Genomic DNA, 22807 nt, shown 5'->3' on the forward strand with positions numbered 1-22807 from the left:
CATGAAGCTGGAATCGCTAGTAATCGCGAATCAGCATGTCGCGGTGAATACGTTCTCGGGCCTTGTACACACCGCCCGTCAAACCATGGGAGTTGGTAATGCCCGAAGCCGGTGGCATAACCCTTCGGGGAGTGAGCCGTCGAAGGCAGGACCGATGACTGGGGTTAAGTCGTAACAAGGTATCCCTACGGGAACGTGGGGATGGATCACCTCCTTTCTAAGGAGAAAGAAGAAACGTGGAAATTGAAGGAAAAGGGAGTATGAGATCCTGTTTAGTTTTGAGAGGTCATAGACTTCTCAGAGGAATCGATCTTTGAAAACTGAGCAACTAAGAAGAAAAGACATAACAGAAAAGGTCTAAAACGTAAGTTGTAAGATAAACTGAGAAAACAGTAAAAAACAGTTCTTGAAAAAGAACATCTCGAAACACACGAGAACCACTGATTAAGTAAGGAAGGGCGTACGGCGAATGCCTTGCCACTCGAAACTGAAGAAGGACGCGCCAAACTGCGAAAAGCTCCGTGAAGCTGTAAGGAAGCGAAGAAGCGGAGGTGTCCGAATGGGGGAACCCGGCAGCAGACATGAGCTGTCATCTGCAGGTGAATACATGGCCTGCAAGAGAGGTACCCGGCGAACTGAAACATCTAAGTAGCCGGAGGAAAAGAAAACAACAGTGATTCCCTGAGTAGCGGCGAGCGAAAGGGGAGAAGCCCAAACCGGTCCAAGGACCGGGGTTGAAGGACCATGATATGGCAAGAGCGAGGATAGGAGAACGGGATCGAAAGCCCGGCCGAAGAAGGTGAAAGCCCTGTAACCGAAATCCGAGCGAAGCCTAATGGGATCCTGAGTACGGCGAGACACGAGAAATCTTGTCGGAAGCAGGCGGGACCATCCGCCAAGGCTAAATATAAACGAGTGAGCGATAGTGAACCAGTACCGTGAGGGAAAGGTGAAAAGAACCGCGGGAGCGGAGTGAAAGAGAACCTGAAACCGTATGCCTACAAGAAGTCAGAGCCCGTTAAGGGGTGATGGCGTGCCTTTTGTAGAATGAACCGGCGAGTTGCGACAGACTGCGAGGTTAAGGAGGAAAGACCGGAGCCGAAGCGAAAGCGAGTCTTAAGAGGGCGAAAGTAGGATGTTGCAGACCCGAAACCGGGTGATCTAGCCATGAGCAGGTTGAAGTTGAGGTGAAACTCAATGGAGGACCGAACCGACTACCGTTGAAAAGTTAGCGGATGACTTGTGGCTAGGGGAGAAATTCCAATCGAACCCGGAGATAGCTGGTTCTCCCCGAAATAGCTTTAGGGCTAGCGTCGGAAAGAACCTTAGTGAAGGTAGAGCACTGAATGTGTGATGGCCCCATCCCGGGGTACTGAATACAATCAAACTGCGAATGTCATTAAGGATGTCCGGCAGTCAGACTGTGAGTGATAAGGTCCATGGTCAAGAGGGAAACAGCCCAGACCGCCAGTTAAGGTCCCAAAATACAGGCTAAGTGGAAAAGGATGTGGGGATGCCCAGACAACTAGGAGGTTGGCTCAGAAGCAGCCATCCTTTAAAGAGTGCGTAACAGCTCACTAGTCGAGTGACCCTGCGCCGAAAATGTACCGGGGCTAAGCCTGATACCGAAACTGCGGATTGTAGGAAACTATAGTGGTAGGGGAGCGTTGTATACGAGCAGAAGCCGTACCGTGAGGAGCGGTGGATTGTATAGAAGTGAGAATGCCGGTGTGAGTAGCGAGATGTAGGTGAGAATCCTACACACCGAAAGCCCAAGGATTCCAGGGGAAGGTTCGTCCGCCCTGGGTAAGTCGGGACCTAACGCGAGGCCGAAAGGCGTAGTGGATGGAAAGCAGGCGAAAGATTCCTGCACCCGTATATGGAGCGAAGGAGTGACGGAGACGGATAGTGTGACCCTCTTAATGGATTGAGGGCGAAGCGAAGCGGCTGGTTACCAGGCAAATCCGGTAACCAAAAGGCTAGAGCGTGACAGGTAAGCGAAATCTTAGGAAAGTAGCGAAGCACATGATGACGGCTTCCAGGAAAAGCTTCTGGCAATGCATATGCGGCCCGTACCAAAACCGACACAGGTGGGCAGGGAGAGAATCCCGAGGTGAGCGAGAGAACTGTTGCCAAGGAACTCGGCAAAATGACTCCGTAAGTTAGCGAGAAGGAGTGCTTAAGCAATTAAGCCGCAGTGAAGAGGCCCAAGCGACTGTTTAACTAAAACACAGCTCTCTGCGAAGTCGCAAGACGAAGTATAGGGGGTGACACCTGCCCGGTGCTGGAAGGTTAAGAGGATCTGTTAAGAGCGATCTGAAGCAGTGATCCGAAGCCCCAGTGAACGGCGGCCGTAACTATAACGGTCCTAAGGTAGCGAAATTCCTTGTCAGGTAAGTTCTGACCCGCACGAAAGGTGTAACGATTTGGGCGCTGTCTCGGCAGCAGACTCGGTGAAATCTTAGTACCTGTGAAAATGCAGGTTACCCGCAACTAGACGGAAAGACCCCATGGAGCTTTACTGCAGCCTGATATTGAATTCTGGTCATACATGTACAGGATAGGTGGGAGACAAAGAGACGTGCACGCCAGTGTACGAGGAGTCGTCGTTGGGATACCACTCTTGTGTGACCGGGGTTCTAACCTGGTATCGAGAACAGGTACGGGGAGAGTGTCAGGTGGGCAGTTTGACTGGGGCGGTCGCCTCCCAAAGAGTAACGGAGGCGCCCAAAGGTACGCTCAGATTGGATGGAAACCAATCGTCGAGTGCAATTGCAGAAGCGTGCTTGACTGTGAGACAAACAAGTCGAACAGGGACGAAAGTCGGGAATAGTGATCCGGCGGTGCCGAATGGAAGGGCCGTCGCTCAACGGATAAAAGCTACCCTGGGGATAACAGGCTGATCTCGCCCAAGAGTTCACATCGACGGCGAGGTTTGGCACCTCGATGTCGGCTCATCGCATCCTGGAGCTGGATTCGGTTCCAAGGGTTGGGCTGTCCGCCCATTAAAGCGGTACGCGAGCTGGGTTCAGAACGTCGTGAGACAGTTCGGTCCCTATCTGTTGTGGGCGAAGGAGATCTGCGGAGAGCTGTCCTCAGTACGAGAGGACCGGGATGGACCTACCGCTGGTGCACCGGTTGTTCCGCCAGGGGCATAGCCGGGTAGCTAAGTAGGGAAAGGATAAGCGCTGAAAGCATCTAAGCACGAAGCCTACTCCAAGATGAGATCTCCCATTCGCAAGAAGTAAGACCCCTTAAAGACGATAAGGTAGATAGGCCAGGGATGGAAGTGCAGTGATGTACGGAGTTGACTGGTACTAATCGGTCGAGGACTTAATCAGGAATATGGAATTTCTTCAGAATAGTTGTTCGGTTTTGAGGGATCGAAAGAGAACTCAAGATCCGGTGGCGATAGCAAAGTGGACACACCTGAACTCATCCCGAACTCAGAAGTTAAGCACTTTCACGGCGACAATAGTTGGGCTTGCCCCTGCGAAGATAGCTAGCTGCCGGGTCCTTTTTTTTTAGATTTTTGTTGATTCTTATATATAAATTTGATATTTTCTTTACAAAGGGATATTGTATTATGGCATTTAAGGAGGCCGTTCATGTATAAAGTGAGTATATTGATTCCAGTATACAATGTGGAAAAATATTTATCGAAATGTCTGGAATCTATTCTTTTACAGACATACAAAAATATAGAAATCATTATTATTAATGATGGAACAACAGATTCATCATTGGATATTGCCGAATTATATGCTTTTAATTATGACTTTATTCATGTTTATAGCTATGAAAATGCTGGTATTTCTACAACTCGAAATCGAGCATTAGAAAAGGCAACTGGGGATTATTATTTGTTTGTTGATAGTGATGATTATGTAAATCCGCATATGATTGAAAAAATGATAAATGAAGCTATTAGAACGCATAGTGAGATTGTTACTTGTGGATACCGTATTGAGTATAAAGGATTATCAATACCAGTGAGTCCAATGTGTAAAAAAAACATGGATTCTTTATCTGCATTAAGAGCATTGAGTCAAAATAAAGGTATTAATAATTACCCTTGGGGAAAACTATATGCGGCTTCTTGTTTTAAAGACGTTAAATTTCCAGATGTGAAAAATGGATTCGAAGATACGTACACAGTTTTTAAAGCAATCTATAACGCAAAACGCGTTTCAATAATACCTAACTGTTATTATCATTACGTTAAACGTCCAGGATCTTTAACCGATCACATGGATCTTGTACAGGCGTATGAAATGCGCGCAGCCTATGAATATCAGGAGCTTTGTTTACATCAATTGTTTCCTAAAGAAAATTTTTATTACGATATTAATTTTTATAATAGTGATATGGTAATTCTATATACTTTGATTTTTTTCTATTCTAGAAAAGAACAACCTGTCTATGTACCGGCTGTAATTGATTGGTCAAAAATTAACATATTCTATCGTATTGGATATATTGTATGGCGTTTCATCGCATGTGTAAAGTTTGGATGGTCTTTAAAATGGCAAGAGAATTAATTCGCAAGGCAACTCTAGAGGATATGCCTGTTTTATTAGAAATCTATGAACGAGCTAGAAAATTCATGGTTTCTACAGGAAATACAAATCAATGGACAAATGGATATCCATCAAGAGAAATATTGACTGAGGATATTGAAAAAAAAGAAATGTATGTTTTAGTAGATGAAGATGGAATTCAAGCCAGCTTTGTGTTTTATTGTGGTATTGATCCTTGTTACAATAAAATATATGATGGCCAATGGCTAAATGATGAACCGTATGGTGTTATTCATCGTATCGCAACACGAGGTTTAAAAAAGCATATGGCTGATATCGTTTTAGAATATTGTGAATCTAAGATTGATAATATTCGGATGGACACACATGTGGACAACAAGCCCATGCAAAATTTCATGTTGAAGCATGGATTTAAACATGTGGGTACAATTTATTTAAAAAATGGACAAAGTCGACTGGCCTTCCATTGTAATTTAAATAAAAATTAGATAAACTTATAACAGTTTGGGGAGATTATAATTTATGGCATTTGAATCATTAAGTGAACGTTTAAATAAAGCATTTAAAAATATTTCAGGACAGGGAAAACTGACTGAGAAAAATATGAATGACATGTTAAAAGAAGTGCGCATGTCATTATTAGAGGCAGATGTTAATTACGAAGTAGTAAAGAGCTTTGTCGAAAACGTAAAAGAAAAAGCACTAGGACAAGAAGTATTAGATTCTTTAAATCCTAGTCAAATGGTTGTTAAAATCGTACATGATGAATTGCAAGTATTATTAGGTGAAGAAGATGCTCGTATTCACTTTAAAAAGCAAGGCATGACTACGGTTATGATGGTTGGTTTACAGGGTACTGGTAAAACAACAGCAAGTGCAAAGATTGCGAATTACTGCAAAAACAAATTAGCACGTCGTGTTTTATTAGTAGCATGTGACGTTGTGCGTCCTGCAGCTATTGAGCAGTTACAGACATTAGGAAAAAGTATTGATGTAGAAGTATTTACTTGTGGACCAGAAACATCTGCGGTTGAAACAGCAAGACAGGCATTGGCCTATGCGAAAGATCGTCAAAAAGATTTAGTGATCTTCGATACGGCTGGTCGTTTACACATTGATGAAGCATTAATGCAGGAACTTCAACAAATGAAGGATCTTGTTGTTCCTGATGAAATTTTATTAACTGTAGATGCGATGACAGGTCAAGATATTGTGACTGTCGCAAAAGAATTTAATGAACAATTATCTGTAACAGGATTGATCGTTACAAAAATGGATGGCGATGCACGTGGTGGTGGATTGTTATCAGTTCGTTCTATCACAAACGTACCTGTATTATTTGTGTCAAATGGTGAAAAAGTAGATGACTTAGAAGAGTTCCACCCAGATCGTATGGCAGATCGTATCTTGGGAATGGGAGATATTGTCACTTTAGTTGAGCAGGCTCAAGATAAATTAGATATTGAAGTTCAGAAAAAAACGGCTGAACGTATGAAACAGGGTGTTTTTACATTCAATGATTTATTAGCACAATTAGGTCAGGTTTCTAAAATGGGATCTATGCAGAAAATGATGAATATGATTCCTGGTATTAATAAGGTAGCTAAAAATTTAGATGATGAAAAAATGAATTCACAGATGAAAAAGAGTGAAGCCATTATTTTATCGATGACAGAATATGAACGTGAAAATCCATCATGTTTAAAAGCATCAAGAAAGAATCGTATTGCCAAGGGTGCAGGAGTTAAAGTCATGGATGTCAATCGTTTGATTAATCAATTAGAACAGATGCAAATGATGACAAAGATGATGAGTGGTAAGGTAAAACTTCCTGATATGGCTGCACTACAGAATATGCAGCGTGGAGGCGGAATGCCTGGAATGTCAAAGCATTCTGGTAGTAAAAAACAGAAACCAAAAAAGAAAAAGAAGAAAAAATAAAAAAATTAAGGTGTAAAGTAAAAATACTTGACACCCTTTTTTATTCATGTTATTCTTTATGAGCTTTAATAAATTAGAAAAGGTAGGAATTTAAATATGGTTAAATTACGTTTAAAAAGAATGGGTAAAAAGGGAGCTCCTTTCTACCGTATAGTAGCTGCTGATTCACGTAGTCCTCGTGATGGTCGTTTTATCGAACAAATTGGTACTTACAACCCAACTAAAGCTGAAGAAAAAGTGACTTTAGACAAAGAATTAGCAAAGAAATGGTTAAGCAACGGTGCACAACCAACTGATACAGTTCGTTCAATTTTATCACACGAAGGTGTTTTAAAAGAAATGCACGAAGCTAAAAGTTCAAAATAATGATTGATTTAGAAAAAACATTATTAGACATTTGTTTACCACTTGTAGATGATCAAAAAGCATTATCTGTAAAAACAATGGCAACAACAAATGAAAATGAAATTTTATTGTATGTATATGCCAACAGCGAAGATGTTGCACGTTTAATTGGCCGTAAGGGAATTATGGCTAGCAGTATTCGTCAAATGATGTCTATTGCGGCACGTGATGTACACAAAAGAATTTCAGTAAAATTTGAAGCGTATTAGGATGTGATTTCACATCCTGATTTTTTTAGGAGGAACATATGATAAAAGTAGCTCAAATCATTAATACGCATGGACTTAAGGGTGAATGTAAATTATATCTTGTGACAGATGATCCGCAGCATCGTTTTGAAAAAGGTAGAGTATTACATTTAGAAGATGGTCGTACATTAACCGTTGTGCGTTATCGCGAACAAAAGGGTTTTGGCTATTGTTATTTTGAAGGTGTTGATTCAATTGAAAAAGCAGAACAATTGAAAACAAAAAATTTATTTATTGCCCAAGAGGATTTGCCTGAACTTGAAGAAGGTCAATATTATTATCATGAATTAATGCATTGTACTGTTTATAATGAAGAAAAAGAAAAGCTTGGAGAAGTTGTGGATATTTTAGAAACAGGTGCCAATCTAGTACTTCGTGTAAAATCAAAAGGGAATAGTTTCTTATTGCCTTTTGTACCTGCATTTATTGTTGATGTGAACAAAGAAGCTCATGAAATCACAATTCGCGAAATGGAAGGCTTACGATGAAAATATCTGTATTAACATTATTTCCAGAATACTTTGAACCTTTAATGACAACAAGTATTTTAAAGCGTGCCAAAGAAAAAGATTTATTTGAGTTTGAAACCATCGATTTTCGTCAGTTCACAAAAGAAAAACATGGACACGTGGATGATACACCATATGGTGGTGGTGCGGGAATGGTATTAATGTGTCAGCCTATATTAGATGCATTAGAATCCATTCGTACAGAAAATAGTACAGTTATTTTATTGACACCTCAAGGTAAGACATTTAATCAATCCATCGCAAAGGAATTATCTTTAAAGGAACATTTAATTTTTATTTGTGGTCACTATGAAGGATTTGATGAACGAATTCGTGATTATGTAGATATTCAAATGTCTTTAGGGGACTTTGTACTAACTGGTGGTGAAAGTGCATGTATGGTCATGTGCGATTGCATATTACGTATTTTACCGGGTGTTATTCGCCAAGATTCCAGTGATGATGATTCTTTCTCAAATGGACTTTTAGAATATCCTCAATATACTAGGCCAGAAATCTATGATGGAAAAAGAGTTCCAGATGTATTATTGAGTGGTCATCATGCGAACATCAAGAAGTATAGACATGAAGAGTCTTTAAAAAGAACAGCGATGTATCGTCCGGATTTATTAGAAAATTTAAATTTAAATAAAGAAGATCAAAAAGTAGTCGATTCAGTATTAAAAATCAAAAAATAATTCTTGCGCAAAATCTATTGACATGGTAATATTAATAGGCGTTTACGCATAGGTAGTTCCGCTGGCACATTGTGCGAATGAACTGATAACCAAATATTAGAAAAGAAGGAGAATAGAAAATGAACTTAGGATTAGTTAATGAAGTAACAAAATCACAATTGAAGACTGATATTCCAGCATTCCGTTCTGGTAGTACTGTTCGTGTTCACGTTAAAATCAAAGAAGGTGACAAGAGCCGTATCCAGGTATTCGAAGGTGTTGTAATTGAACGTGCAGGTGGAGGAATCTCTGAAACATTCACAGTTCGTAAGATTTCTAACCAAATTGGTGTTGAACGTAAATTCCCTTTACACTCACCAATCATTGACCACATTGAAGTAGTTCGTCACGGTAAAGTACGTCGTAACAAGTTATCTTACTTACGTAACCGTTCAGGTAAAGCTGCTCGTTTAAAAGAAGTTCGTTAATTGTTTAAAAAAAGTCTGATTTTCAGGCTTTTTTTTCTAAATAGCTTTATAATAGATTTATAACATTTAGGGGGTTAGAGATTATATGAAGAAGTCAAAGAAAAACGAGCTAAGGTACAATGAAGATGACGAACGTACTTTACTAGAAGATATACTTGATTTTGTTAAAGTGTTTGTCATTAGTGCCATTGTGATTTTATTGTTTGTGAACTTTGTGGCACATCCAGTTCGTGTAGATGGAGAAAGTATGTATCCAACATTGAAAGATGGTGAATTTGGATTTACCAATGTTGGAGGCGTATTATTGAATGGTGTAGAACGAGGGGATATAGTCGTTGTAACCATGGAAGAAGAGGGACAGAAAACACATTGGGTAAAACGTGTAATAGGCTTACCAGGTGAAACTGTAAGCTGTGTAAATGATGTTGTATATATTAATGGAAAAGTATTGGATGAGACTAAATATATAGATCCGGACTATCGTCAATCATTCATGGAAGAGAATAATTGTAAATGGTTTAATAAAGTGTTTAATTCTAATGATAAAGAGAATAAACGTAATTATAATCCGGATTTTGAAGATCGAACTTATATTGATTTTAAAGAAGTTACATTAGGTGAAGATGAGTATTTTGTGATGGGAGATAATCGTCCTTATTCTAAAGATTCACGCTATGTAGGTCCTGTTAAGAAATCACAGATCTTTGCCAAGAAGATGTTAGTCTTGTTACCAATTTCAGATATAGGAGTGAAAGATTAGTGGCAAACGTACAATGGTTTCCAGGTCATATGACCAAGGCAAAAAGGCAAATGGAAGAGAATTTAAAAAAAGTTGATTTTGTGATTGAGATTCGTGATGCAAGAATGCCAGATGCCAGTAAGAATCCAATGTTGGATCAATTGATTCAAAATAAACCGCGTTTGATTCTTTTGTCAAAAAAAGATAAGGCTGATAAAGAACTTACCAAACAATGGGTAAATGCCTTAGAAACAGAGAATCAAAAAGTATTAGCATTGGATTTTATTCATGAAAATTTCTCGAAACAATTGATTAAGGCATCGAACGAATTATGTATCAATTTAATTGAAAGACAAAAACGTAGAGGAATGAAGCCTAGAGCTTTGCGTGCCATGGTGTGTGGAATTCCTAACGTAGGTAAAAGCACATTTATTAATACGTTTGCGAAACGTAAAGCGGCGCAAACTGGTGACCGTCCAGGCGTGACAAAGAGTCTTCAATGGATTAAAGTAGGTCAAACACTTGAGCTATTAGATACGCCGGGTGTATTATGGCCAAAATTTGAAGATCAACAAGTAGGTCTAAAACTTGCTCTATTGGGTTCAGTAAAAGATCAAGTTGTAAATATGGACGATTTGGCATTATTTGCGTGTGAATATTTAATGCAGGAAAAACCTGAAATCTTTGATATAGTATATCATGTCAAGATTGCGGATACGCCTTATGAAACATTACAGAATATCGCCATAAAACGTGGTTATTTATTAAAGGGTGAAATTGATGAAAATCGTTTGATGTTAAGTTTTGTCAAAGATATTCGTGAAAATAAGTGTGGCTTGATTACTTGGGAGAAACCACATGTTGGATAGACCTTTGGACAATGATTACTGGGATCAAAATCAAAGTGTACTTGGTATGGACGAAGCAGGGCGAGGCCCTATTGCCGGTCCATTGATGGTAGCAGGTGTTATCTTTCCAAAGGGATATCAAAATGCGTTAATTGATGATTCTAAAAAATTGAGTGAAAAAAAGCGAGAAGAGTTGTTTAAAACAATTATTCAGGATGCTTTGTACTATCAAATTTTAGTTGTAGATGAAAAGACGATTGATAGGAAAAATATCTATCGTGCAACACAAGAAGCTATGATGGAGATTGCCAATAAAGCACAATGTGATTTTGTGTTGAGTGATGCGATGCCATTACCAGATATTGATAAACCTTACCAAGCTATTGTGAAGGGAGATCAAAAATCATTGTCTATTGCGGCGGCAAGTATTTTAGCGAAAGTTACGCGTGATCACTGGATGAAAAAGTTGGATGAAATGTATCCACAGTATGGTTTAGCCAAACACAAAGGATATCCGACAAAAGCGCATATTGAAGCTTTAAACAAGTATGGATTACAGGATTTCTATCGAAGAAGTTATGGTCCTGTAAAAAAACTTGAAGAAATTAGACTTTTTTAGTTAAAAGTCTCTTTTTTTTCGTATATGAGTATATGAGAATAAAAAGAGAAGCTATTTTATGGTATGCCATCCAATATGATGGAGATTGGAAGAAAATTGGCAATGCGATAAAGGCACACGAAAACTATTCCATCATTGCATATCCATATCCTTATCTTACAATCGTTGATGAGATGTATCCTGAAGCCTTTAAACATTTAAGATATCCGCCATGGATTATTTTTTATCAGGGTAATGTTTGTTTGTTGAAAGAAAAAGGTGTAGGTATAGTAGGAGCTAGAAACTGTTCAGCGCAGGCACTGCAAAATACGGATACAATTGTACAAAGGCTCCAATCCAAGTATGTCATTGTATCTGGGCTTGCCAAAGGTATTGATGCCAGGGCCCATTTGAATGCATCAAAAACAATTGGTGTGCTTGGTTGTGGAATTAATGTGATTTATCCAAAGGAAAACGCATTTTTATTTGAAAGGATAAAAAAAAGCGGATTGATCATTAGTGAATATCCTATGCATGTGAAGCCTTTGGCTTATCACTTTCCATGGCGAAATCGCTTGATTGCCGCTTTAAGCAGCAACTTAGTTGTGATTGAGGCAACCTATAAAAGTGGAACAATGATTACTGTGAATGAATGTCTCGAATTGAGTGTTCCTATTTATTGTGTGCCTACAGCTTTTCAAGATAAAAAGTATCAAGGATGTAACTACTTGATTAGTAATGGAGCCAATATTTTGGTGGATATAAAAGACATTGATGATATCTGAGGATTGACAAATTGAAATTTTTAATGTTTTATATAGCGTGAATATGGGGGAACAAATGAAAAAACATTTAGTTATTGTGGAGTCGCCTTCCAAATCGAAGACGATTGAAAAATATTTAGGAAAAGAATACAGAGTTGTTTCCAGCAAAGGCCATGTATGTGATTTGGCGACAAGCGGAAAAGAAGGTTTAGGAATTGATGTAGATCATGATTTCGAACCTAAATATAAAATTAGCAAAGAGAAAAAAGAAATAGTGAAAGAATTAAAAGAGTACGCTTCTAAAGCACAAGATATCTATCTTGCCAGTGACCCGGACCGTGAAGGGGAAGCAATCGCATGGCATTTAGCACGTGTATTAGATTTAAATACAGAAGACAATAATCGTATTGTTTTCCATGAAATCACGAAACCTGCAATTCTTGAAGCTATGAAAGAACCAAGAAAAATTGATATGGACCTTGTGAAATCACAAGAAACACGTCGTATGTTAGATCGAATTATTGGGTTTAAACTCAGTAAATTGCTGCAGAATAAAATCCAGTCTAAATCTGCAGGACGTGTGCAATCTGTGGCGTTGAAATTGATTGTTGATCGTGAAAATGAAATCAAGGCGTTTAAACAAGAAGAGTATTGGACGATTCATGCACAATGTAAAAAGCAGAATAAAGCATTTGAAGCAGATTTAGTGAAGGTTGAAGGTAAAAAGCCTAAAATCAAAAATGAAGAAGAAGCTAAAGCATTGTTAGAAAGATGTAATGGAGAATATATTGTTTCATCGATTTCTAAAAAGCAGAAAAAGAAACAACCTAAACTTCCATTCACAACATCGACTATGCAGCAGGAAGCCAGTACAAAATTAGGATTTGGCGCAAAGAAAACAATGAGTGTAGCTCAAAAAATGTATGAAGGTATTGATCTAGGCGGAAATATGGAAGGTTTGATCACGTATATGCGTTCGGACTCAACACGTTTATCTGATATTTTCGTTTCAGATGCCAAGGAATTCATCACAAATACATATGGTAAAGAATATGTTGGACATGTACATCAAAAGAATGGTAAAAATACGCAGGACGCACATGAAGCCATTCGACCAACAAACATTAATCGTACACCAGAATCCATCAAAGACCATTTAACGAATGATCAATATCGTTTATATTCACTGATTTATGCGCGTACTTTGGCATCCTTAATGAAAGATGCTGTATATGATGTGACCAGTGTTAAAATCACAAACAACGATTTAGAATTTAGTGCAAGCGGACAAACTATGACTTTTGATGGTTACTACAAAGTATATTCTAAATATGAAAAACAAAGCGATGCTTTACTTCCTAAGATGGAAGAAAATGAAGTTTTAAAAAATGTAACTCCAACTTCAAAGCAGCACTTTACAGAACCACCAGCACGTTATACAGAAGCACGCCTGATTAAAGATCTTGAAGAAAAGTCAATTGGTCGTCCAAGTACATATGCGACAATTATTGATACTTTACAAAAACGTGGCTATGCCTCATTAGAAAAGACAAGTGAAACTTCAAAGACGAAGGTATTTATTCCTAGTGAGCAGGGAATTTTGACAAATGAAAAACTACAACAGTATTTCTCAAGTATCATTAACGTAGAATATACGGCAGATATGGAAAAAACTTTGGATGAAATTGCCGAAGGGAACGAGGACTCTGTATCTTACATGCACAAATTCTATGATAAATTTGCTCCACTTGTAGAAGATGCCTATGAAAAAATGCCAAAGAAGGAATTAGAACGTGTAGGACGTATTTGCCCTGAATGTGGTGGAGAGCTTGTTTATCGTAATGGTCGTTTTGGTAAGTTTATTTCTTGTATTAACTTTCCAACATGTCGCTACACTGAAAATGATGAAGAAGAACTTCCAGAAGAGGCAAAAGAAGAAAAAATCTGTCCGAACTGCGGAGCTAAGATGGTGATTAAAAGAGGGCGTTATGGCCAGTTCTGGGCATGTTCAAATTATCCGGAATGCAAAACTATCGAATCTTTGAAAAAGAAGGCGAAACCTGAGCCAACAGGTGAAATTTGTCCGGAGTGTGGACATGAGCTTGTCAGAAGAAAATCACGTTTTGGGACAACTTTCATTGGTTGTTCAAATTATCCAAAATGCCACTATATAAAAAAAGAACCTAAGAAAACAGAGGAAGATAAATAATGGAACAAGTTACGGTTGTAGGAGCAGGACTTGCCGGGTGTGAGGCAACATGGCAGCTCGTAAAAAGAAATATTCCGGTTCGATTGATTGAAATGCGTCCTAAAAAGGAAAGTCCAGCCTTTCATACAGATCGATTTGCGGAACTTGTGTGTTCGAATTCACTTCGATCCAATGCGATGAATAATGCGGTTGGTATTTTAAAAGAGGAATTACGCCAAATGGATTCATTGATTATGAAATCAGCAGATATGCATGCTGTACCAGCTGGAAGTGCGTTGGCAGTTGATCGTGAGACTTTTTCACAATATATTACTGATACAATCAAAAATCATCCATTGGTCGAAGTTGTTAATGAAGAAATGACAGTTTTACCAGAAGGACCATGCATTATCGCAACAGGACCTTTGACAAGTGATTCTCTAGCGAAGGCTATACATGATTTCACTTCTGAAGATACTTTCCATTTCTATGATGCAGCAGCACCTATTATTGAAAAGGATTCGATCGATTTTAGTAAAGCCTACTATAAGTCTCGCTATGACAAAGGTGAAGCAAGTTATATCAACTGTCCGATGAATGCGGATGAATTTGAAGTATTCTATGATGCATTGATTCATGCAGAATGTGTGAATTTGCACGATTTTGAAAAAGAAACATATTTTGAAGGTTGTATGCCCATTGAGGAAATGGCACGTCGTGGAAAGAAGACTATGTTGTTTGGGCCATTAAAGCCGGTGGGATTGGAAAAAGACAAGGATTCACATCCAGTTGCCGTAGTTCAGTTACGCCAAGATAATGTAGCTGCAAGTATGTACAATATTGTTGGTTTCCAGACACATTTAACTTGGCCTGAACAAAGAAGAGTTTTCTCTTTGATTCCTGGATTAGAAAATTTGAAAATTACTCGTTATGGTGTTATGCATCGAAATTCTTATTTATCAAGTCCAATTGTTTTAAAAGAAACATATCAATCAAAGAAACGTGATGATTTATTCTTTGCCGGACAATTAACTGGAGTTGAAGGCTATGTTGAATCTTGTGCATCCGGATTGATTGCCGGAATCAATATGTCGTTGTATATGCAAGGTAAAGAACCAATTTGTTTTGGAAATACTTGTGTGATGGGTTCACAAGCATACTATATTACGCATTGTGATCCAAAACATTTCCAGCCAATGAATGCAAACTTTGGCATTATGCATTTAAACGAAAAATGTAAGAAACATGAGCGTAAAGAAAAATTTGCTGCTCAGGCACTTTCTCGTATTCAAGAAATTCAGGAACAAGTCAATGGATGAGTTGATTGATCGTTTTCTAAAATATATATATCGAAAGAATACGCAATCAGATAAAACTATCGAATCGTATAAAAATGATTTGAACCAATATAAAGAATATTTATTAAGTCAATCTATTGATTCTTTTGAATCGTGTGATAGATTGACTTTTATGAATTTTCTAGCTACATTGGATCATTTAAAATCCAGTTCGATTGCACGTAAAATGAGTGTATATCGTTCTTTCTATGCGTATTTGGCAGAGTATATGGGTATCAATGAAAACCCTTTATTAGGGATACAGACACCAAAGAAGTCAAAACAAATTCCAGATTTTTTATTTGTAGAAGAAATTCAGGAATTTTTAAATTCTTATAATGACGCCAAAGAAGATCAATATCGCGATCGCATATTATTTACGATGATGTATGCATGTGGATTACGTGTTAGTGAATGTGTTGCATTGGAATGGAATCAAATTGATTTAAACAATCGAATCGTGCATATTCGAGGTAAAGGGGATAAAGATCGCATTGTACCTTTTTATCAAGGTTTTGAAAAAGAATTGTGGGAATATAAAAATAGTTTTTGGTCAAAATATGCAGTGGATGATCATGTATTTGTGAATTTAAGAAGTAAACAATTAACTTCTCGTGGTATTCAGTATTTAATGGATAAACATGCCAAAGCCATTGGAATGCATATGAAATTGCATCCACATATGTTGAGACATAGTTTTGCGACACATTTATTAGATAATGGAGCGGATATTCGTGTTGTTCAAGAGTTACTAGGACATTCATCTTTATCAACAACACAAATTTATACGCATGTGACTACAGCGCAGTTAGTGAAGGTTTATAAAAAAGCGCACCCTTTTGAAAAATAACATCTTGCAAGTTAAAAAGGTTATTGCTATAATGTAAAAGCGCGTGATTGCGCTTATAACACACATCATGGATTCGTGTGCCCGTGCACATTAGTGTTGCATGCGTCTGAAATGATGGAGGAGAAACGGAAAGGTAGGACTATTATGTCAATCGTATCAATGAAGAAAATGTTAGAGAACGGTGTTCACTTTGGTCACCAGACTCGCCGTTGGAACCCAAAGATGAAACCATTCATCTACACAAGTCGCAACGGGGTTTATATCGTAGATTTAAACCAAACTCAAGCACAAATCGAAGCTGCTTACAATGAATTAAAAGCAATTAGCGAACGTGGAGGAAAAGTATTGTTCGTAGGAACAAAGAAACAAGCTGCAGAAGTTGTTGAAGAACAAGCTTTACGTTCAGGATCTTTCTACGTTAACAAACGTTGGTTAGGTGGTTTATTAACAAACTTCCGTACAATCCAAAAACGTATTAAACGTTTAGTAGAAATCGAAGAAATGGAAGCTAGCGGAAAAATCGAAGTTTACACTAAGAAGGAACAAGCTAACTTACGTAAAGAAAAAGCTAAATTGGAAGGTTCTTTAGGTGGAATCAAAGAAATGAAGAAACTTCCAGATGCATTAGTTGTTATTGATCCAAAAGAAGAACACAATGCAATCGCTGAAGCTAAAAAATTAGGAATCCCTGTATTCGCTATGTTAGATACAAACTGTGATCCAGAAGATGCTGATTTTGCAATCGCTTCTAATGATGATGCAGTTCGCTCAATCAAATTAGTTACAACAATCTTAGCAGACGCTATCGTTGATGCTAAGGGTGGTCTATTAGAACTGGCTTACTTAGATGAAACTGAAGATGATGTAACTATGGAAGACGTAATCAAAAATGTTGAAGCACAAATCGCTGAAAACGAACGTCGTCGTCGTCAAAGAAATGAAGAACGTAGAAAACGTAACTTCGAACGTAAAAACCGTCGTCCTTTCAATAAGAAAAATGATGACGTAAAACCAGCTGCAAAAGCTGAAGAAGCAAAAGCTGCTGAATAATAAAAAATATAGGAGGATGCTAAAATGGCTATCACTGCTGCTCAAGTAAAAGAATTACGCGAAAAAACAGGTGCTGGTATGATGGATTGCAAAAAAGCCTTAACTGAATGTGAAGGTGACATTGCAAAAGCTGTTGACTGGTTACGTGAAAAAGGAATCGCAAAATCAGCTAAAAAAGAAGGACGTATCGCTGCTGAAGGTTTAACTCGTGTTGCTGTTAGTGGAAACACTGCTGTATTATTCGAAGTTAACTCAGAAACTGACTTCGTAAGTAAGAACGAACAATTCTTAGGTTTAATGGATACTTTACAAGAAGCAATTCTTGCAAACAAACCTGCTACAACTGAAGAAGCTTTAAATATTCAAACTGCTGAAGGAACTATCAATGATTTAATCATCAACGCTACAGCTACTATCGGAGAAAAAATTTCTTTCCGTCGTGTTGCTGTTATTGAAAAAGCAGATGATGAAATCTTCGGTTCATACATGCACATGGGTGGATCAATTTCTGCTGTTGTAGTTGTTAAAGGGACTCAAGATGCTACTGTAGCTAAAAACTTAGCAATGCAAGTTGCTAGTATGGCTCCAAAATATGTATCTCAAGCTGAAGTACCAGGTGAAGAAGTTGAACACGAACGTGAACTTCAATTACAAATGATGAAGGCTGATCCTAACATGGCTAACAAGCCAGAAAAAGTATTGGAAGGAATCTTAAAAGGAAAAGTTGACAAACACTTTAAAGACCAATGCTTATTGGATCAAGAATATTTCTTAGAACCTAAAACTAAGGTTTCTCAATTCTTGAAAGACAACAAAGCCGAAGTAGTAACTTTCGTACGTTTCCAAACTGGTGAAGGTATCGAAAAACGCGAAGAAAACTTTGCTGAAGAAGTTGCTGCTCAAATGGCTAAGTAATTTATCTTTTACTTTAAAACCCTTGGAAATTCCAAGGGTTTTTCTTTTTAAATAGCGTAATATAGTGTATAATTGTTGTGACAATTCAATAAGGAGCAATAGTATGTATAAACGTGTTTTATTAAAATTAAGTGGCGAAGCTTTATCTAGCCCTGAAGCTGCTTTTGATCCAGAAATCTTAAAAAGATTGGCAAAAGAGTTAAAAGAAGTACAAAAATTAGGAGTAGAATTAGCAATTGTTGTCGGTGGTGGCAACTTCATTCGTGGTAAGATGATGGCTGAAATGGGAATGAACCGTGCTCAAGCCGATTATATGGGTATGTTAGGTACTGTAATCAACGCTTTAGCTGTTCAAAATGCATTAGAACAAGAAGGCGTTCAAACTCGAGTGCAGACAGCTGTTGAAATGCAAAAGGTTGCAGAACCATTCATCTTAAGACGTGCTTTACGTCACTTGGAAAAAGGAAGAATCGTTATTTTTGGAGCTGGTACAGGTTCTCCATACTTCTCAACAGATACAACTGCAGCATTACGTGCATCTGAAATCAATGCAGATGTTATCTTAATGGCTAAAAATGGTGTTGATGGAGTTTATGATTCAGATCCAAAGAAAAATCCAAATGCTAAGAAATACGATACACTAAATTATATGGACGTATTAAACGAGGGCTTACAAGTCATGGACTCAACAGCTATTAGTATGTGCATGGATAATGATATTGATTTAGTTGTTTTCAATATGAATGAACCTGGTAATATTGTCAAAGCAGTTCGCCGTGAAGTTAACGGTACAACAATCACTAAAAAGAAATAAGGAGAATTAAAATGAGTGATATTTTATTAAATGCAGAAGAAAAAATGATGGGTGTTATTGATAATTTAGAATCAAACCTTCGTCAAATCCGTACTGGACGTGCCAGTGGACAAATGTTAGAACGTGTACAAGTTGAATATTATGGTGCAATGACACCAATCAACCAGATGGCTCAGATTTCTGTTGTTGAAGGTACACAACTTGTTATTAAACCTTATGATCGTTCAATCATTAAAGATATTGCACACGCAATTCAAGCTGCTAACTTAGGATTGAATCCTCAAGCAGAAGCAGATGTCATTCGTATTCAAGTTCCTCAATTAACTGAAGATCGTCGTAAAGAATTAGCTAAAGATGCACAAAAATATGGTGAAGAAGCTAAGATTGCGATTCGTAACGTACGTCGTGATGCGAACGATGCCATTAAAAAAGATAAAGAACTTCCAGAAGACGAACAAAAACAAACATTAGAAGAATCACAAAAATTAACAGACAAATACATTAAAGATGTTGATTCAATTTGTGAAGCAAAGAAAAAAGAAATATTAAATGTCTAAGTCCAAACTTGATTTGGACTTTTTTAAAAAGGAGGTTTTTATGGCACCAAAAACAGTAGCTATAATTATGGATGGTAATGGTCGTTGGGCCAAAAAAAGAGGCTTACCAAGAACGGCAGGACACAAAAAGGGTGCGGATACAATTCGTACTGTGGCCTTAGCTGCACAAGATATGGGAATTCAAAAATTGATTCTATATGCTTTTTCAACAGAAAACTGGAAAAGACCAGAAGATGAAGTTTCCTATTTATGTAAATTACCAGGATTATTTTTTAATAAATTTATTAATGAATTGATGGAAAAGAACATTCGTGTGACTTTTGCCGGTGAATTAGAAAAATTCCCACAAACAACACAATATGTAATTAATAAGGCTATAAATATGACTAAGGATAATACTGGATTAGAATTATGTTTAGCCATTAATTACGGTTCGCGAAGAGAAATGTTACTTGGTATGAAAAAATATGCGGATGAGGTTGCTCAAGGTAAACGAGAAAACGATTTAACTGAGGAAGAGTTCTCAAAATATTTATTTGTACCAGAAGACATTGATCTGATGATTCGTACAAGTGGAGAACTTCGTATTTCGAATTATTTGTTGTGGCAACTCGCCTATGCGGAATTAATTTTTACACCAGTCGCATGGCCTGATTTTGATGAAAAAGCATTAAAAGATTGTCTAGACGAATTCGCTTCAAGAGATCGCAGATTTGGAGGCTTAACTTCATGAAACAAAGAATAATTACCGCTATAGGTATCATTCTTGTTGTAGCACTACCAGTAGCTCTTGGAGGATATTGGTTAGAATCTCTTGCCTTATTTATTGTTTGTGCAGGTGCATATGAATGGATGCATATTCAGCCACATTTTAAAAGCTGGCCTAAATATGTTCTTCCACTCAGTGCTTTAGCTGTCGTTTTAACAAGGGTTTTACCGGATAAATACTTTTTCGTTGTTATGACACTGATTGTTGTATTCTTATGGAGTCTTGTTGTTTTTGTTGAAAACTACTCAATCATAGATTCCTTTGTGTGTATTTCATATGTTACAATTTTCTCCCTTGTTTATCATGCGGTAGGACAAATCGCAAACGTACATCAGTACCTATGGACGATTGTTTTTGCTACATATGGAAGTGATACAGGAGCTTATTTTGTGGGTCGAGCTATTGGAAAGCACAAAATGAATCCTAGGATCTCACCTAAAAAGAGTTGGGAAGGTTTTGTGGGAGGAATTGTATTTGGTTCTGTATTAAGTTTTGTGGTTAGTTTTAGCTACGTATCAAACTTAAACCCAGTTTTAAATACATTCTTATGTTTAGTATGTCCTATTACTGCAGAACTTGGAGATTTGTGTTTTAGTGCTATTAAACGTCATTTTGCTGTAAAAGACTTTTCTAATCTTTTACCAGGGCATGGTGGTGTTTTAGATCGTGTAGATTCACTATTATTAAATATCATGGTATTTAGTGTTTTATATACAATCATTCTCTAAGGGGGATTTGAATGGATTTTATTATAGGTATAATAGCATTTGTCGTGATGCTAAGTGTGATTGTCATTTTACATGAGTTAGGACATTTTTTAGTTGCTAAACATTTTGGGGTTTACTGTAAAGAATTTTCTATTGGTATGGGACCATGTCTTTATCAAAAACAAGGAAAAGAGACTGCTTTTTCAATTCGCGCTATTCCTTTTGGCGGCTATGTAATGATGGCTGGTGAAGAAGATGGCTCACAAAGCGAAGAAGATAGCTGGCTAAAGGATGTTCCGGAAAATAGACGTTTAAACGGTATTGAAAAATGGAAACAAGTCTGCATCATGATTGCTGGTATTATGATGAATATTTTATTGGCATGGATCATATATATGGGTGTGGCCTTAGCTCAAGGCTATGTAGTAGAAGACGCAAAACCAGTTGTCTATGTAGTCGAAGAGGATTCTGTGGCACAAAAAGCAGGTCTAGAAAAAAATGATCACATCGTTAAAGTTCAAAGTGAAGATGGAAACAGTATTCAACCTAAAACACAATATGAAATTTTAGAGTTTATTCAATATCATCATGATACATTGACCTTAACTGTAAAGCGTGATGGCACAACATTTGAAACTACGCTAACTCCATCTTATGATAAGGATATGGAAGGCTATACACTTGGCTATAAGGCGATTGCATATGCGAAGAAGATTCCTTGGTATCAATCTTTATGGGTTGGCTGTCAAAATACCTGGGATAGTGCAACAACTATATTTAAATCTTTGAATATGATCATTCATGGACAGGGATTAGAAAACTTATCAGGTCCCGTTGGCATTTTAAATGTTACTAGCAAATCTGTACAATATGGATTGGACATGTATTTTAGCTTGTTTGCGCTGATTTCATTAAATATTGGAATCTTTAATGCTATTCCCATTCCAGCACTTGATGGGGGAAGAATCTTGATTTTATTGATTGAAAAACTAATTGGACGAAAAGTTTCCACAAAAGTAGTAGAAAATATCATCATGGCAAGTTTTGTACTCTTGATGTTGCTGTTTTTATACGCAACATATAATGATATCGTACGATTGTTTTAAAAAAAGAACCTATATTTTGGAAATTCCAAGATATAGGTTCTTTTCTACATAAAGTATAGGATAGCTAATAAGTGACAAATACTAGCTAAAATGATGAAGATATGCCATACAAAATGAAAATATCTTTTTTGTGGTTTTGAATAAAAGAAAGTACCCATGGTGTACATAACACCACCTAAGGCAATCAAAATGATAAATATAGGTTGAGTTTCTTTGATTAGCGTAGGAAAGATAAAGATAGCTAACCAACCCATGACCATATAGATTACCATTGAAAGTTTAGGATAACTTTTCGTCGCAATCGATTTCAATAAGATTCCTGCAATTACCATAATCCATTCGATAGCTAAAATTGTATATCCTTTCCAGTTGTTCATAAGATTTAGACAAATGGGCGTATAAGTTCCTGCAATAGCCAATAAGATCATAATGTGATCTAATTTTCTAAATACATATTTGTGTGTTGTCTCATGTGGCATGCTATGGTAAAGACAAGACCCTGTAAACATAAAGAGCAGACAAATCAAGAATACCGCTGTTCCAAATGTTTTGATTGCTCCGCCTTGTAAATAGGCACGAACACTATAGTATGGAAGTGCAAATAGAATCAAAAGTGCCATAACTCCATGTGTGATACAGTTTCCTACTTCTTCACCAAAACAAAGTGGATAAACATACCTCATACTATCTTTCTTATTCATACACGTACTATAACATAATAATAAATAATATACAATCTAGAAATGGATACTAGAT

The 22807-nt window shown here is 37.4% G+C and carries 23 protein-coding genes and 3 rRNA genes; 25 read left to right on the forward strand and 1 reads right to left on the reverse strand.

The window, feature by feature from the left end:
* The 25 genes from KTQ83_RS04715 to rseP all read left to right on the forward strand — a co-directional run.
* Window positions 1–217, forward strand: a 16S ribosomal RNA gene (locus KTQ83_RS04715); the annotation flags it as partial.
* 225 nt (window positions 218–442) lie between these two features.
* Window positions 443–3341 (forward strand): 23S ribosomal RNA (locus tag KTQ83_RS04720).
* 60 nt (window positions 3342–3401) lie between these two features.
* A 5S ribosomal RNA gene (rrf, locus tag KTQ83_RS04725) occupies window positions 3402–3515 on the forward strand.
* Between the two features lie 93 nt (window positions 3516–3608).
* Entirely contained in the window at window positions 3609–4541 is a 933-nt protein-coding gene (locus KTQ83_RS04730; protein WP_217256258.1) for a glycosyltransferase family 2 protein, read from the forward strand.
* Entirely contained in the window at window positions 4526–5029 is a 504-nt protein-coding gene (locus KTQ83_RS04735) for a GNAT family N-acetyltransferase (RefSeq protein WP_117925418.1), read from the forward strand. The genes KTQ83_RS04730 and KTQ83_RS04735 overlap by 16 nt, the downstream gene beginning before the upstream one ends.
* Before the next feature lie 34 nt (window positions 5030–5063).
* Window positions 5064–6482: a signal recognition particle protein gene (gene ffh, locus KTQ83_RS04740; protein ID WP_186998727.1), complete on the forward strand. Its 1419-nt coding sequence runs from the start codon at window positions 5064–5066 to the stop codon at window positions 6480–6482.
* A 96-nt stretch (window positions 6483–6578) separates the two neighbouring features.
* A complete protein-coding gene (gene rpsP / locus KTQ83_RS04745; RefSeq protein WP_117571593.1) occupies window positions 6579–6848 on the forward strand; it encodes a 30S ribosomal protein S16 in 270 nt (89 codons plus the stop codon).
* Window positions 6848–7096 carry a KH domain-containing protein gene (locus tag KTQ83_RS04750; RefSeq protein WP_003865918.1) on the forward strand — a complete coding sequence of 83 codons (249 nt, stop codon included), beginning with the start codon at window positions 6848–6850 and terminating at the stop codon, window positions 7094–7096. Before rpsP ends, KTQ83_RS04750 begins: the two co-directional genes overlap by 1 nt.
* A 38-nt stretch (window positions 7097–7134) precedes the next feature.
* Window positions 7135–7623, forward strand: coding sequence for a ribosome maturation factor RimM (gene rimM / locus KTQ83_RS04755; protein ID WP_118116173.1), 489 nt, complete (start codon window positions 7135–7137; stop codon window positions 7621–7623).
* On the forward strand, window positions 7620–8342 hold the full coding sequence (trmD, locus tag KTQ83_RS04760; protein WP_117925412.1) for a tRNA (guanosine(37)-N1)-methyltransferase TrmD: 723 nt from the start codon (window positions 7620–7622) through the stop codon (window positions 8340–8342). The genes rimM and trmD overlap by 4 nt, the downstream gene beginning before the upstream one ends.
* 119 nt (window positions 8343–8461) lie before the next feature.
* On the forward strand, window positions 8462–8809 hold the full coding sequence (gene rplS, locus KTQ83_RS04765) for a 50S ribosomal protein L19 (RefSeq protein ID WP_117571589.1): 348 nt from the start codon (window positions 8462–8464) through the stop codon (window positions 8807–8809).
* An 85-nt stretch (window positions 8810–8894) separates the two neighbouring features.
* Window positions 8895–9569 (forward strand): signal peptidase I, encoded by a 675-nt coding sequence (gene lepB / locus KTQ83_RS04770; protein WP_117925411.1) that lies wholly within the window; start codon window positions 8895–8897, stop codon window positions 9567–9569.
* On the forward strand, window positions 9569–10417 hold the full coding sequence (gene ylqF, locus KTQ83_RS04775) for a ribosome biogenesis GTPase YlqF (protein WP_217256259.1): 849 nt from the start codon (window positions 9569–9571) through the stop codon (window positions 10415–10417). Before lepB ends, ylqF begins: the two co-directional genes overlap by 1 nt.
* Entirely contained in the window at window positions 10407–11015 is a 609-nt protein-coding gene (locus tag KTQ83_RS04780; protein ID WP_217256260.1) for a ribonuclease HII, read from the forward strand. Before ylqF ends, KTQ83_RS04780 begins: the two co-directional genes overlap by 11 nt.
* 32 nt (window positions 11016–11047) lie before the next feature.
* Entirely contained in the window at window positions 11048–11779 is a 732-nt protein-coding gene (gene dprA, locus KTQ83_RS04785; RefSeq protein ID WP_186998732.1) for a DNA-processing protein DprA, read from the forward strand.
* Window positions 11780–11834: 55 nt separating this feature from the next.
* Window positions 11835–13967: a type I DNA topoisomerase gene (gene topA / locus KTQ83_RS04790; RefSeq protein ID WP_217256261.1), complete on the forward strand. Its 2133-nt coding sequence runs from the start codon at window positions 11835–11837 to the stop codon at window positions 13965–13967.
* Window positions 13967–15265: a methylenetetrahydrofolate--tRNA-(uracil(54)-C(5))-methyltransferase (FADH(2)-oxidizing) TrmFO gene (gene trmFO / locus KTQ83_RS04795; RefSeq protein ID WP_217256262.1), complete on the forward strand. Its 1299-nt coding sequence runs from the start codon at window positions 13967–13969 to the stop codon at window positions 15263–15265. The genes topA and trmFO overlap by 1 nt, the downstream gene beginning before the upstream one ends.
* On the forward strand, window positions 15258–16133 hold the full coding sequence (gene xerA, locus KTQ83_RS04800) for a site-specific tyrosine recombinase/integron integrase (protein ID WP_117925397.1): 876 nt from the start codon (window positions 15258–15260) through the stop codon (window positions 16131–16133). Before trmFO ends, xerA begins: the two co-directional genes overlap by 8 nt.
* Window positions 16134–16277: 144 nt before the next feature.
* Window positions 16278–17183 carry a 30S ribosomal protein S2 gene (gene rpsB, locus KTQ83_RS04805; RefSeq protein WP_217256263.1) on the forward strand — a complete coding sequence of 302 codons (906 nt, stop codon included), beginning with the start codon at window positions 16278–16280 and terminating at the stop codon, window positions 17181–17183.
* Window positions 17184–17207: 24 nt separating this feature from the next.
* A complete protein-coding gene (gene tsf / locus KTQ83_RS04810; protein WP_186998733.1) occupies window positions 17208–18098 on the forward strand; it encodes a translation elongation factor Ts in 891 nt (296 codons plus the stop codon).
* A 103-nt stretch (window positions 18099–18201) separates the two neighbouring features.
* Window positions 18202–18912: a UMP kinase gene (gene pyrH / locus KTQ83_RS04815; protein ID WP_003865905.1), complete on the forward strand. Its 711-nt coding sequence runs from the start codon at window positions 18202–18204 to the stop codon at window positions 18910–18912.
* 11 nt (window positions 18913–18923) lie between these two features.
* The gene (gene frr / locus KTQ83_RS04820; RefSeq protein ID WP_186998734.1) at window positions 18924–19469 is read left to right on the forward strand and encodes a ribosome recycling factor; all 546 of its coding nucleotides are present in this window, start codon (window positions 18924–18926) and stop codon (window positions 19467–19469) included.
* A gap of 40 nt (window positions 19470–19509) precedes the next feature.
* Entirely contained in the window at window positions 19510–20202 is a 693-nt protein-coding gene (locus tag KTQ83_RS04825) for an undecaprenyl pyrophosphate synthase (protein ID WP_244975775.1), read from the forward strand.
* Window positions 20199–20966 carry a phosphatidate cytidylyltransferase gene (locus KTQ83_RS04830; protein ID WP_117925387.1) on the forward strand — a complete coding sequence of 256 codons (768 nt, stop codon included), beginning with the start codon at window positions 20199–20201 and terminating at the stop codon, window positions 20964–20966. The genes KTQ83_RS04825 and KTQ83_RS04830 overlap by 4 nt, the downstream gene beginning before the upstream one ends.
* 11 nt (window positions 20967–20977) lie before the next feature.
* On the forward strand, window positions 20978–22051 hold the full coding sequence (gene rseP / locus KTQ83_RS04835) for an RIP metalloprotease RseP (protein ID WP_217256265.1): 1074 nt from the start codon (window positions 20978–20980) through the stop codon (window positions 22049–22051).
* Between the two features lie 44 nt (window positions 22052–22095).
* On the opposite strand, the gene trhA is transcribed toward rseP, so the two are convergent.
* The gene (gene trhA, locus KTQ83_RS04840; RefSeq protein WP_186998737.1) at window positions 22096–22752 is read right to left on the reverse strand and encodes a PAQR family membrane homeostasis protein TrhA; all 657 of its coding nucleotides are present in this window, start codon (window positions 22750–22752) and stop codon (window positions 22096–22098) included.
* Between the last annotated feature and the right edge of the window lie 55 nt (window positions 22753–22807).

This window comes from Holdemanella porci, from assembly GCF_019052655.1.
Lineage (GTDB): Bacteria > Bacillota_I > Bacilli_A > Erysipelotrichales > Erysipelotrichaceae > Holdemanella > Holdemanella hominis.